Raw genomic sequence first — 14,592 nt, forward strand, 5'->3', positions numbered from 1 at the left:
TTTGTAGTTTCAGAGCGATTTCATGGGCATACGTTTCCGTCTGTGCCGAACCCTTTATTCGGCGCCCGTCGCTGACTGGCCAAGAGCCGTTGATAGGCATCGAGCCAGAACTTGGCGGTTCGCCGGGACATTCATCATAGTTATGTGGTCACCTGGAATTGGAACGGCATGAATGGCCTCCGCACTCAAAATTCGGTCCCACCCCCGCAAAGGCGAGCGTGCTTCTGGACCTATAGAATTTTTGCGAGATCGTGCCCGGTGGCGAAGAGGTTCATTGGCATAGAACTGGTATACCTCGATGGGGAGGGACGGAACTTGATACGAGTCCAGTGCCCGTTGGAACTGTATGGCCCTTTCATACGTCAGGATGTCATTGTGCAGATTGCGATCCAAAGGGATCGCTCCAATTTTCTGTGCCTTTTCAAGGAATTGAGAAATTGAACTTCGCCCAGAGAAGAAGCGTTCAAGTAGTTCGAACCTCTCGTCGTCTAGTTCGAGAGATTCCAGGAGCACTTCTTGTACCATTTGGGTGGGCGATACGCTTGATGGATTCGAAGATAGCACAACGTCAATTAGGGCGATGAATGAAACAGCTTCGTCGTGATCCAGTAACCGTTGCGCAATTGCGTAAGCCAAGATTCCTCCTGATGAGTATCCAGCGAGGCGATATGGACCTCGTGGCTGGATCTTTCGGATTGCCAAATTGAGTTGCGAGGCCATCTCTTTAAGAGTTGGAAATTGAACTTCACTAAATGGCGGCCATGGCAAAGCGTAGACATGACATCCTGTGTCCATCTCCTGCACCAAACTAAGGACATAGGAGCAATCGCCCAAACCTGTGGGAACAAAGAACAGCGGCGGCTGCGATCCGGTTTCTCGAGAAACACAAATCACTCCCGAGCTGCTGGGCTGTGGTTCCAAATGAATCTTTGATGCAAGTTCCTTTAGAACGGGGGCTTGGAAGAGGTCGGCGGCGCTGAACTTTAGCCCGAGATCGACTGCGCGACTGAGCAACTGCACCGCCAAGAGCGAGTGGCCGCCCAGTTCGAAGAAGTGGTCGTGGCGCCCGACCCGCTCCACACCCAGAAGCTCGGCCCAGATCTGCGCCAGCGCCGTCTCGATCTCGCCTTGCGGCGGCGCATAGCTCCGCCGCGCATAGGCCGCATCCGCAGGCGGCGGCAGCGCCTGGCGGTCCAGCTTGCCGTTCGGCGTCAAGGGCAGCGCCGCAAGCCGCACAAACGCGGCCGGCACCATGTAGTCCGGCAGGTGCGCACTTAAGTGCGCGCGCAACGCGCCGGCCAGCGCGCCGCCATCTGCCTCGTCCGATCCTGTCTCGGGCCCACACACCACATAGCCGACAAGGTGTTTATCGCCGCTGCGGTCCTCGCGCGCCACCACCACCGCCTCGCGCACCCAGCCGTGCTCGCAAAGCCGCGCCGCGATCTCGCCGGGCTCGATCCGGAAGCCGCGGATCTTCACCTGCTCGTCGTTGCGGCCCAGGAACTCCAGATTGCCGTCCGGCAGGTACCGCGCCAGATCCCCGGTCCGGTACAGCCGGTCGCCATCCACAAACGGGCTGGCGATGAACCGCTCCGCCGTCAGCGCCGGCCGGTTCAGATAGCCGCGCGCAACCCCCGCCCCGCCAATGTAAAGCTCACCCACCGCCCCAAACGGAACGGGCGCACCATCACCGTCCAGAAGGTACACCCGCGTGTTCGCAATCGGACGGCCAATCGGGACAATGGCCCCATCAAACTCTGCCGGGCAACTCCAAACCGTCGCGCAGACTGTTGTTTCGGTAGGTCCATAGGCGTTGACAATAGATGTTGCAGGCAGGCGTCGGATGAGTTCAGCCTTCGGCAGCTCTCCAGCAAGAATGAGAACTTGCGACGCAAAATATTCCAGATTCTGGCTTCCCTGAAGCAATGCGGGAGGTAACGTGGCATGGGTGATGGCTTCGTTTCGCAGGTAATCCGACAGCTTGTTACTCGCTTGACGGAGCTCATCCGCAGGCAAATGCAATGCGGCTCCTGCGCCGAATGCCATAACGAGCTCCCAGGCGCTGGCATCAAAACCGAAGGAGGCGAACTGCACTACTCGGCTATTTGAACAAACGCCAAAAAGCCTGATCTGAGCCAGCCCGAGATTGACCAGGCTCCGATGCTCGACCATGACGCCCTTTGGCGTGCCGGTTGAGCCGGAGGTGTAGATCACGTAGGCGAGGTGGCGCGCGCTCAGGCCGAGCGTGCGCGGGTCCGGATCGGAGGCCGGCAGGGTCGCCCAGGCCGGCGTTGTTGCCGTGTCGAGATCCACCACGCTCACACCGGCCAGCGCATCGCCGCCCAGTGCGGCGCGCCCCACAGCATCGGCCAGCAGCAGCGGCGGCGCCGCATCCTCGAGCACCTGCCTGAGCCGCGCCGACGGATAGGCCGGGTCCAGCGGCACATACGCCCCACCCGCCTTGAGGATCGCCAGCAGCCCCACCACCATCGCCGGACTGCGCGCAAGGCAGATCGCCACCGGCTGGTCCGGCTTCACCCCAAATGCGATCAGATGATGCGCCAGGCGGTTGGCCCGCGCATTGAGCTCGCCATAGCTCAAGCGCTCCTCCGCACAGACCACCGCCACCGCCTCCGGCGCACGGCGCACCGCGGCCTCGAACAGCTCGTGGATGCACGCCTCCGACGGATAGGCCGCCGCCGTCCGGTTCAGCTCCTCCAGCAGATACGCCCGCTCAGCAGACGGCAGGATGTCCAGCTCCCGCACCGGCGTGTTCGGCGCCCGCTCCAGCGCCTCCGCCAGCTGCGCCAGCGCGTGTTCCATGTAGCCGCAGACCCGATCCGCTGAGACGCCCTCCGCCACCTGCGCCGTCAGCCCGAGCGCCTCGCCAAAATCCTCCACCGACAAGGTCAGCGGATAGTTGGTGCGCTCCTCCCCGCCCAGCCATTCCACGCCGGACAGCACATCATCGGCTGCGGAGGCGGAGATCGCCGCCGGCGTGTTGTGGCGGTAGTTCAACAGCGCGCTGAACAGCGGCGCCGGCGCCGCAACGCCGCTGCAGCGTTGCGCCAGCGCCAGTGAGGCATGCTCATGTGCCAGCAGCTCGGCCAGCCGCGCATGCGTGGTCCGCACGCTCGCCTCGACCCCGGTGCCATCAAGATCAAGCCGCAGCGGCAGGGTGTTGATGAACAGGCCCATGGTGCGGTCGCCACCGGCGCCGCCATGCATGCGGCCGAACAGCACCGTGCCGAACACCACCTGCTCGCGGCCGCTGCTGCGCGCCACCACCTGGCCCCAGGCCAGATGGCACAGGCTCGCCAGGCTCACCCCAAGCCGCCGCGCCTGCACCCGCAGCCGCGCGTGGAGCGCCGGCGGCAGCAGCCGCTGCGCCTCATGAACCCCGCGACCGTCGCCGCGCACCTCGCGCAAGCCAAACGGCGTCGTCGGCTCGTCAATGTCGGCCAGCATCGTCCGGAAGAACTCTTCGTGCGCCTTGGCATCAACGCCCAGCTGCGCCGCCGCCACCAGGTTGCGGAACGGCTGCGGCGCTGCCAGCTCATGCTCTCGTCCCTCCAGCACGGCCCGGACCTCGGCATGCATCACCTCCAGTGTGGTGTGATCCCCGATCAGATGATGCTGCAGTTGCAAAAGCAGCCAGCGCGCACTGCCGGGCTCGCGCGCAATCACAAACCGCAACAGCGGCGCCCGGCCAAGAGCGATGCGCTGCCGGCGCGGATCAAACCGCTCCCTGAGCTGCGCATGGCCCGGACCACAACGCCCATCCAGCGCGACCTCGCTCACCTCCAGTGGCGTCTTGCGCCACACCACCTGGGCCGGGCGCGACAGCCCCTCCCAGACAAACGACGTCCGCAGGATATCGTGCCGGTCCACCACCCGCTGAACCGCGGCAAGATAGCGCTCCAACAGCCCACGGTCGGCGAACGCCATCTGACTGACCAGCAGGTACGGATCGCCCGTTGCCGCCAACAGATGATGGAACAGGATGCCGTCCTGCAGCGGCGACAAGCCATAAATGTCCTGGATGTTGCCGACCCCACCCGGCACCGTGGCGACGATCCGGTCGATCTCTTCCTGCGTCAGCTCGATCAGCGGCAGCATCTCTGGCGTGATCGCCGTACTCTGCTCGCTGATCAGGTTGGCCGGGACCGCCACCTCCTGATGGCTGCCAAGGCTCGCCGCCAGATCCGCCAGCACCGGCTTGGCGAACAGCGTGCGCACCTCGACCCCCAGCGCCAGCCGCCGCAGCCGCTCCATCAGCTGCACCGCCAAGAGCGAGTGGCCGCCCAGTTCGAAGAAGTGGTCGTGGCGCCCGACCCGCTCCACACCCAGAAGCTCGGCCCAGATCTGCGCCAGCGCCGTCTCGATCTCGCCTTGCGGCGGCGCATAGCTCCGCCGCGCATAGGCCGCATCCGCAGGCGGCGGCAGCGCCTGGCGGTCCAGCTTGCCGTTCGGCGTCAAGGGCAGCGCCGCAAGCCGCACAAACGCGGCCGGCACCATGTAGTCCGGCAGGTGCGCACTTAAGTGCGCGCGCAACGCGCCGGCCAGCGCGCCGCCATCTGCCTCGTCCGATCCTGTCTCGGGCCCACACACCACATAGCCGACAAGGTGTTTATCGCCGCTGCGGTCCTCGCGCGCCACCACCACCGCCTCGCGCACCCAGCCGTGCTCGGCAAGCCGCGCCGCGACCTCGCCCGGCTCGATCCGGAAGCCGCGGATCTTCACCTGCTCGTCGTTGCGGCCCAAGAACTCCAGATTGCCGTCCGGCAGGTACCGCGCCAGATCCCCGGTCCGGTACAGCCGGTCGCCATCCACAAACGGGCTGGCGATGAACCGCTCCGCCGTCAGCGCCGGCCGGTTCAGGTAGCCGCGCGCAACCCCCGCCCCGCCAATGTAAAGCTCGCCCACCGCCCCGAACGGAACAGGCGCGCCATGACCGTCCAGAAGATACACCCGCGTGTTCGCAATCGGACGGCCAATCGTCTCAACGACAGCCTCTCCCCGTCGCATGCAAATCCAGGTCGAGTACGTCGTGGTCTCGGAAGGCGCGTACAGATTACATATCTTCTCGATGCGACTGCTCCCGAAGGCCTTCTCTATGAGGCTCGCCTTCAGCCGCTCACCCGCCAGATTGATGATGCTTGCCGAAGCCGGCACTGCGTTCTTGTCGAGCAGAGCGGCGAGCGCCGAAGGCACTGTGTTGATCAGCGTGACATCCAATGACGTTTGCGCCAGCGCCAGCGCATTCTCGACAACATACAGCGTGCCGCCTTGCGACAGCGGAACGAAGCACTCATAGACCGACAGGTCAAAACTGATCGAGGTGGAGAACAGCACGCGGCTGATCTCTGATTCCGCAAACACGGCACTGCTCCACTGCAGCAGGTTCACGGTGCTCGCATGCTCGACCATGACGCCCTTTGGCGTGCCGGTGGAGCCGGAGGTGTAGATCACGTAGGCGAGGTGGCGCGCGCTCAGGCCGAGCGTGCGCGGGTCCGGATCGGAGGCCGGCAGGGTCGCCCAGGCCGGCGTTGTTGCCGTGTCGAGATCCACCACGCTCACACCGGCCAGCGCGTCGCAGCCCAGCGCGGCGCGGCCGGCCGCATCGGCCAGCAGCAGCAGCAGCGGCGGCGCCGCATCCTCGAGCACCTGGCGCAGCCGCGCCGACGGATAGGCCGGATCCAGCGGCAGATACGCGCCCCCCGCCTTGAGGATCGCCAACAGCCCCACCACCATCGCCGGACTGCGCGCAAGGCAGATCGCCACCGGCTGGTCCGGCCTCACACCGAGCCCGATCAGATAATGCGCCAGGCGGTTGGCCCGCGCATTGAGCTCGCCATAGCTCACGCGCTCCTCCGCACAGACCACCGCCACCGCCTCCGGCGCCTTGGCTACCTGCGCCTCGAACAGCTCGTGGATGCACTTCTCCGACGGATACGCCGCCGCCGTCCGGTTCACCTCCTCCAGCAGATACGCCCGCTCAGCGGCCGGCAGCAGCCCAATCCGCCCGACCTCTTGCTGCGCATCGGCAACCATCGCCCGCAGCAGCGCCAGCAGATACCCTCGCTGCCGCTCGATTGTCGCCTGATCAAACAACGCCGTGGCATAACCCAGCGTCCCGGCGATGACTTCGCCATGCTCGCCAAGGTTCAGCTCCAGATCAAACTTGACCTGATCGTAACCATTCCCCACCATCTCCACCATCAGCCCGGGAAGATCGAAGGATCCACCGGCGTTGTTCTCCCAAGCCAGCATCACCTGGAACAACGGCGTGTGATCAAGATGCCGGGGCGGCTGCACGATCTCCACCACCTGCTCAAACGGCAGGTCCTGATACTCCTGCACCGCCAAGACCGTGCGCCGCGTCCGCGCCAACAGCTCCGCCACGCTCGGCTCGCCCGACAGGTCGAGGCGAACCGCCAGGGTGTTGACGAAGAAGCCAATCAGCTCTTCGATCTCACGGCGACCGCGATTGGCGCTCGGCACCCCGATCACGATGTCGTCCTGCCCCGATAGACGCGACAGCACCGCCGCCCACGCCGCCAACACCGTCGTGAACAAGGTCGTGCCATGCTGCCGGCTCAGCCGCCTCAAGCCCCGCGTCAGATCTGCATCGATCACGACAGGCACACTGGCTCCGGCAAAGGACTGTTGCGCCGGCCGCGGCCGGTCCGTTGGCAACGCCAGACGTGCCGGAGCGCCCGACAGGGTGTTGCGCCAATACTGCGCCTGGTTCGAGAGCCGTTCGCCCGAGAGCCACTGCCGCTGCCAGGCGGCATAGTCCGGATACTGGATCGCAAGCGGCGGCAGCGGATCGTCCTCTCCAGCCTCAAACGCCCGGTACAGCTGATTGAGCTCACGCGCCAACACGCCCAGCGACCAGCCATCCGAGACAATGTGATGCTGGGTCAGCAGGAAGACGTGCTCCTCGTCCGACAGCCGGATCAGCCGGCCCCGGATCAGCGGGCCGCGTGCCAGAGCGAACGGCGTGCGCGCCTCTTCCTGGCACAGATCCAAAAGCGCCTCGTCTGCATCCGGCATACCCTGCAGATCGTGCTCTATGACCGGCAGCCCCGCATCCGGCGGCAGAATCTCAACCCGGGGCTTGCCCTCCGAGGCGACAAAGATGCTGCGCAGCGCCTCATGACGCGCCAACACACGGTCAAGGCTGCGCTGCCAGGCGATGCGATCGAGCACGCCGCGCAGCCGCCACGCCAGCGGCATGTGATAGGTCGTGCTATTCTGATTCAGCTGCGCCAAAAACCACAGCCGCTGCTGCGCAAACGACAGCACCAGCGGCGCTTCGCGCGACCCGCCGACCATCGCCGGCAGGTGTTGCGGACCGGAGCGGCTCAACTCCTCCACGACGCTCGCCGCCAGATCGGCTAGCACCGGTTTGGCAAACAACGTCCTCAGCGGCAGCTCTACACCCAGCGCCTGCGACAGCCGGCTCAACAGCCGCACCGCCAGCAGCGACTGGCCGCCCAGTTCGAAGAAGTGGTCGTGGCGCCCGACCCGCTCCACACCCAGAAGCTCGGCCCAGATCTGCGCCAGCGCCGTCTCGATCTCGCCTTGCGGCGGCGCATAGCTCCGCCGCGCATAGGCCGCATCCGCAGGCGGCGGCAGCGCCTGGCGGTCCAGCTTGCCGTTCGGCGTCAAGGGCAGCGCCGCAAGCCGCACAAACGCGGCCGGCACCATGTAGTCCGGCAGGTGCGCACTTAAGTGCGCGCGCAACGCGCCGGCCAGCGCGCCGCCATCTGCCTCGTCCGATCCTGTCTCGGGCCCACACACCACATAGCCGACAAGGTGTTTATCGCCGCTGCGGTCCTCGCGCGCCACCACCACCGCCTCGCGCACCCAGCCGTGCTCGCAAAGCCGCGCCGCGATCTCGCCGGGCTCGATCCGGAAGCCGCGGATCTTCACCTGCTCGTCGTTGCGGCCCAGGAACTCCAGATTGCCGTCCGGCAGGTACCGCGCCAGATCCCCGGTCCGGTACAGCCGGTCGCCATCCACAAACGGGCTGGCGATGAACCGCTCCGCCGTCAGCGCCGGCCGGTTCAGATAGCCGCGCGCAACCCCCGCCCCGCCGATATAGATCTCCCCTACCGCCCCAAACGGAACGGGCGCACCATCACCGTCCAGAAGGTACACCCGCGTGTTCGCAATCGGACGGCCAATCGGGACAATGGCCCCATCAAACTCTGCCGGGCAACTCCATGCTGTCACGTCAATCGCAGCTTCCGTCGGACCGTAGAGATTGTGCAGACCAGCCCAAGGCAATACGCGCCGAGCCTTGTGTACACTGACGGCCGCAAGCGCCTCGCCGCTGCACACAAGACGCCGCAGCGATGTGCAGTGCTCAATCCCCTTCGTATCCAAGAAGCTGACCAGCATGGATGGCACGAAGTGAGCCGTCGTGATGCGCTGGCTAACGATCAAGTCGACCAATGCATCGGGATCTTTGTGCGCATCCGGTGGCGCCAGTACCAGGGTCGCGCCTTCAAGCAAGGTCCAGAAGAACTCCCAGGCCGAGACATCGAAGCCAAACGGCGTCTTCTGCAACACAACATCAGTTGCCTTGAGAGCGTAGGCCCTTTGCATCCAGATCAGGCGATTGATGATGGCGCGGTGCTCATTCTGTGCTCCCTTTGGCGTGCCGGTTGAGCCGGAGGTGTAGATCACGTAGGCGAGGTGGCGCGCGCTCAGGCCGAGCGTGCGCGGGTCCGGATCGGAGGCCGGCAGGGTCGCCCAGGCCGGCGTTGTTGCCGTGTCGAGATCCACCACGCTCACACCGGCCAGCGCATCGCCGCCCAGTGCGGCGCGCCCCACAGCATCGGCCAGCAGCAGCGGCGGCGCCGCATCCTCGAGCACCTGCCTGAGCCGCGCCGACGGATAGGCCGGGTCCAGCGGCACATACGCCCCACCCGCCTTGAGGATCGCCAGCAGCCCCACCACCATCGCCGGACTGCGCGCAAGGCAGATCGCCACCGGCTGGTCCGGCTTCACCCCAAATGCGATCAGATGATGCGCCAGGCGGTTGGCCCGCGCATTGAGCTCGCCATAGCTCAAGCGCTCCTCCGCACAGACCACCGCCACCGCCTCCGGCGCACGGCGCACCGCGGCCTCGAACAGCTCGTGGATGCACGCCTCCGACGGATAGGCCGCCGCCGTCCGGTTCAGCTCCTCCAGCAGATACGCCCGCTCAGCAGACGGCAGGATGTCCAGCTCCCGCACCGGCGTGTTCGGCGCCCGCTCCAGCGCCTCCGCCAGCTGCGCCAGCGCGTGTTCCATGTAGCCGCAGACCCGATCCGCTGAGACGCCCTCCGCCACCTGCGCCGTCAGCCCGAGCGCCTCGCCAAAATCCTCCACCGACAAGGTCAGCGGATAGTTGGTGCGCTCCTCCCCGCCCAGCCATTCCACGCCGGACAGCACATCATCGGCTGCGGAGGCGGAGATCGCCGCCGGCGTGTTGTGGCGGTAGTTCAACAGCGCGCTGAACAGCGGCGCCGGCGCCGCAACGCCGCTGCAGCGTTGCGCCAGCGCCAGTGAGGCATGCTCATGTGCCAGCAGCTCGGCCAGCCGCGCATGCGTGGTCCGCACGCTCGCCTCGACCCCGGTGCCATCAAGATCAAGCCGCAGCGGCAGGGTGTTGATGAACAGGCCCATGGTGCGGTCGCCACCGGCGCCGCCATGCATGCGGCCGAACAGCACCGTGCCGAACACCACCTGCTCGCGGCCGCTGCTGCGCGCCACCACCTGGCCCCAGGCCAGATGGCACAGGCTCGCCAGGCTCACCCCAAGCCGCCGCGCCTGCACCCGCAGCCGCGCGTGGAGCGCCGGCGGCAGCAGCCGCTGCGCCTCATGAACCCCGCGACCGTCGCCGCGCACCTCGCGCAAGCCAAACGGCGTCGTCGGCTCGTCAATGTCGGCCAGCATCGTCCGGAAGAACTCTTCGTGCGCCTTGGCATCAACGCCCAGCTGCGCCGCCGCCACCAGGTTGCGGAACGGCTGCGGCGCTGCCAGCTCATGCTCTCGTCCCTCCAGCACGGCCCGGACCTCGGCATGCATCACCTCCAGTGTGGTGTGATCCCCGATCAGATGATGCTGCAGTTGCAAAAGCAGCCAGCGCGCACTGCCGGGCTCGCGCGCAATCACAAACCGCAACAGCGGCGCCCGGCCAAGAGCGATGCGCTGCCGGCGCGGATCAAACCGCTCCCTGAGCTGCGCATGGCCCGGACCACAACGCCCATCCAGCGCGACCTCGCTCACCTCCAGTGGCGTCTTGCGCCACACCACCTGGGCCGGGCGCGACAGCCCCTCCCAGACAAACGACGTCCGCAGGATATCGTGCCGGTCCACCACCCGCTGAACCGCGGCAAGATAGCGCTCCAACAGCCCACGGTCGGCGAACGCCATCTGACTGACCAGCAGGTACGGATCGCCCGTTGCCGCCAACAGATGATGGAACAGGATGCCGTCCTGCAGCGGCGACAAGCCATAAATGTCCTGGATGTTGCCGACCCCACCCGGCACCGTGGCGACGATCCGGTCGATCTCTTCCTGCGTCAGCTCGATCAGCGGCAGCATCTCTGGCGTGATCGCCGTACTCTGCTCGCTGATCAGGTTGGCCGGGACCGCCACCTCCTGATGGCTGCCAAGGCTCGCCGCCAGATCCGCCAGCACCGGCTTGGCGAACAGCGTGCGCACCTCGACCCCCAGCGCCAGCCGCCGCAGCCGCTCCATCAGCTGCACCGCCAAGAGCGAGTGGCCGCCCAGTTCGAAGAAGTGGTCGTGGCGCCCGACCCGCTCCACACCCAGAAGCTCGGCCCAGATCTGCCAGCGCGGTCTCGATCTCGACACATGTATCGCGATGTTCGTAGTCCGCCCCCATGGACGAAACCTCCACGTATGCCACTTGCGTGGCAAACCACTGCTTTCAACTGTTCCGTGATTGACCGCCTAGCTCCGCAAAATCCGCTCAGGACCATAGGATCTGCAACAATTAGCGATCTATCTGGTCCCCTGTGACACGCCTGAGCGTTTGGCCGCCGAGTCTGAACACGGAAAGAGGAGCACGACGGACGCGGCGGCATCAGCATGACGCTGATTTGGATCAATCGAACAAGTTTCATCTGAACTCTTGGGCGGGGGCTGAGAGACCGTCATGGTCGTGACGGATCCCCGCGTCTCAGCAATCGGTGTGCCAAAGACGTTCTGCAAACTCTTCCTGAAGAAGCGATGCGCTTCTCGCCTCGCTGGCGGAATACCGCCGCCTTACTGTCGAGCAAGGGACATTGACGTCTTGAGCCGGACACAGCTCAACACAACAACACGGACCGATGGCGACGATCGCCCCTAACGCCGAAGTTGAATGTCTGCTCAAGGATGATGTACCGAGGGGGACTTCATGACCAAGCCCCGGCGAGCGGGTCATTGTCATGCGATTCTGGAGCCAGGATACCGCCCCATCATAGGCTGTGGTTGCGATCCACAAGTGTGTGGTGCCGGTGTCGTTTCCAGATTACGCTATCAGAATCGAAGGCCTGCATGCCGTTCGGTGCAGCAGACAGGGTGGAGGCTTCATTCGACAGAGCCGTTCTCCAGGCCGCTTCGGGATCAGTGATGGTGTCACGATGGAGCTATGGCTGATTCTGGGTGACGCGGCCTGATCAGGCGGCGTGGCTTTCAGTGGTCGGAATGACCTCGATGCCGTCGGTGAACTTTACACCGGCGATGACCTTCGGCAACTGATTTGTTCCTTTCAGTCGGCGCCAGGTCTTCGATGCAGCGTCGATCAACTTGAACACCATCAGCTTGGCGGTTTTCGGCGAGAGCGATCCTTTCGTTCGCTCCGTGCGATGCCGCACCGTGGCGAACACGCTCTCGATCGGATTCGAGGTGCGCAGATGAACCCAATGCTCGGCAGGGAAGTCGAAGAACGCGAGCAGCACCTCACGATCCTTGATCAAGCACTCGACCGCAGGTCCGTATTTGGCACGGTATTTCTCGACGAAGGTGTCGATCGCGGTTTCGGCTTTCGCCCGGCTCGGCGCCAGATAGACGTTCCGCAGATCGTTCTTCATCGCGCGCTGCACGGATTTGGCGACCTTGTCGAGCACGTTGCTGACTTTGTGGCACCAGCACCGCTGGTGGCGCGTGCCAGGGAAGACCTCATCAAGGGCCTTCCAGAACCCCAGCGCGCCGTCACCGACCGCCACTTGGGGAGCGATCCGCAGGCCGCGCTGCTTCACATCGATCAAGAGCTCACGCCAACTCTGGGCGCTCTCGCGGGCGCCGACCTGGAAGCCGACCAATTCCTTGCGGCCCTCCGGCGTCGCGCCGACCAGCACCAGGATACATTCGCTGTGATCCTCCATCCGGGCCTGCAAATAAACCCCATCGGCCCACAGATAGACGTAGCGCCGCGCCGACAGGTCACGTCGCTGCCAACGCTCGTACTCGGCCTGCCAGTCGGCCGTCAGGCGTGCAATCACCGACGGCGACAGGTTCGGCGCGTCCTTGCCGAGCAGCGCCGACAGCGCCTCCTGGAAGTCGCCGGTCGAGATGCCGCGCAGGTAAAGGATCGGCAGCAGGGCATCCAGGCTCTTCGTCCGCCGCGCCCACAGCGGCAGGATCGCCGAGCTGAAGCGGATCCGATCGGCTGAGCTGGCGCCGCGGTCTCTCACCTTGGGCCGGGCGACCTCGATTGCGCCGATCCCCGTGGCAGCCTTGCGCGTAGGGCCATGGCCGTGCCGGACCACACGGGCGCGGCCACCCGGCAGCTTCAGCTCCGCCGTCGTCTCCAGAAACGCCTGCAGTTCGATTTCGACCGCCCTGGCGAGCAGATCACGGGCTCCATTGCGCAGGATTTCTGTCAGTGGATCGTCAACCGCCGACCGCTGACGGAAGGGGAGAATCTTGGTAGTCTCGTTCATGGCGTATCGCTCTCCTTGAGGTTCTGGCAGGCTCGACACCCGCCTCACATGGGGGCGCGCCGTGTCAAGATCATTCATCGCAAAGCATGAGCAATTCTCCAAAACGGCATTCAAGTTCTGAGCCCGATTGCGTGACGCGGCTGGTTTGCCGAGCCTGGTCAACCTCACATTCGGTCGCCGCTCATTGCGGCTGCACCAATATCCCGCTTGCGCGCGGGCGGGGCTCAGGGTGGCGAAACCACTCTCGAAAAACGGCATTTCGCCAGAGGCGGGTACGGTTCGCCGACCTGAATCCGCCAAGACAGATCGAGTCCTGGTAGATTTCTAGAAGAAGTTGATGTTTGAGCTGCAGCCGATGTTTACTTGTTCTTCAGGACGGCGCCTTCGATAATGATGCCCGCAGTTACATACTTCCAGAGTGCAACGAGTAGCTTGCGCGCGAGCGCTACAATCGTAGACCTCTTCAAGCGACCGCCATTGCGCCGAACACGTTCGTTGAACCACTGAGCCAACGCGGAATTAGGCTGATGTCGTAGCCACAGCCAAGCCATTTGGATCATTGTCGTCCGTAGCCTTGGGTTACCCGCTTTCGATACCCCTTGCTCGTGATCAATTGATCCGCTCTGCCAAGGCGTCGGCGTCAACCCCGCGTAAGCGGCAACTTGACGACGATTGTCAAAATGGCGAAACAACCCTTCAGACCACAAAACGGCGGCGAACTCGGTGCCGACGCCCTTGAGGTCGAGCAGCATCGCGACAGGTTCCGGCGTTGCTGCAGCAGATTGTGCCGCAGCGATGAGCGCATCGCGCTCGTCCTCAACCGCTTTGATCTGTTTTAGCAAGAGCTCGAGCCGATCGATCTCCCGGCAGAGCTGCGCCTTCATATGCGCTGGCAGCATACGTCCATCGCCAGTTTGCAGATCGGCAAGCCGCTGTCGTCGATCCTTGCGCAGCGGCTCATAATTGGCGATCCCCTGCGAGAATAATAGACCTTTGATGCGATTGACGTGTGCGATACGTTCGATGATCAGAGCCTTGCGCTCGCGAGTGATCCTGCGTCTGTCCTCTTCCTCAGGCAAAGGAACTCGCGCCATGGAGCACACGCGCGGCTCTCCTCGCTTGTATGCCATTAGGGTCCGCAACAACGCCTCCCCATCGATACGATCGGTCTTTGCTCGCCTGGATCGGCGCGACGTCGCAATTGAGGCCGGATCCACGACGTGACTTTCAATAGCTTCCTTCTCAAGGACCCGGTGAATCCAGAAGCCGTCCAGGCCGGCCTCTTGAATGGCCACGATCGGATAGGCTTGTCCGGTCCTGGCACGACTTTTCTCGCGCAGCTTCGAAAATAACGCGAACAATCCCGAAACGTCGCCAGCCGACATCGAATATTTTGACATCTTCTCGCCGCTTCCCGGCGACAACGACGTGATCAACCAGGTCGAGCGACTGAGCTCCAAGGAAACGAAAATTGCGCTAAGATCAGTGCGGATGGTAGTCGGTTGTTCGGATCGTGCGGCCATAAGCATGGTCCCTCAGCATGTGTGTTATTGGCAACCACATTCTGCACCAAAAATGCCGGCTACCATCCACCCATGGGATCTCGATACGCCGCCTCTCTCAACCCGTCATCACCCAG

1 protein-coding gene and 2 pseudogenes are annotated in these 14,592 nt (G+C 64.4%); all 3 read right to left on the reverse strand.

Going from position 1 to position 14,592, the window contains the following annotated elements:
• Positions 1 to 54: 54 nt before the first annotated feature.
• A pseudogene (locus NLN62_RS50185) lies at positions 55 to 10,878 on the reverse strand (amino acid adenylation domain-containing protein); the annotation flags it as partial.
• Positions 10,879 to 11,687: 809 nt separating this feature from the next.
• A pseudogene (locus NLN62_RS50190) lies at positions 11,688 to 12,908 on the reverse strand (IS256 family transposase); the annotation flags it as partial.
• A 404-nt stretch (positions 12,909 to 13,312) separates the two neighbouring features.
• Positions 13,313 to 14,476, reverse strand: coding sequence for an IS110 family transposase (locus NLN62_RS50195; protein ID WP_254113964.1), 1,164 nt, complete (start codon positions 14,474 to 14,476; stop codon positions 13,313 to 13,315).
• Positions 14,477 to 14,592: the final 116 nt, after the last annotated feature.

The sequence above is a fragment of the Bradyrhizobium sp. CCGUVB23 genome (assembly GCF_024199885.1).
Taxonomy (GTDB): domain Bacteria; phylum Pseudomonadota; class Alphaproteobacteria; order Rhizobiales; family Xanthobacteraceae; genus Bradyrhizobium.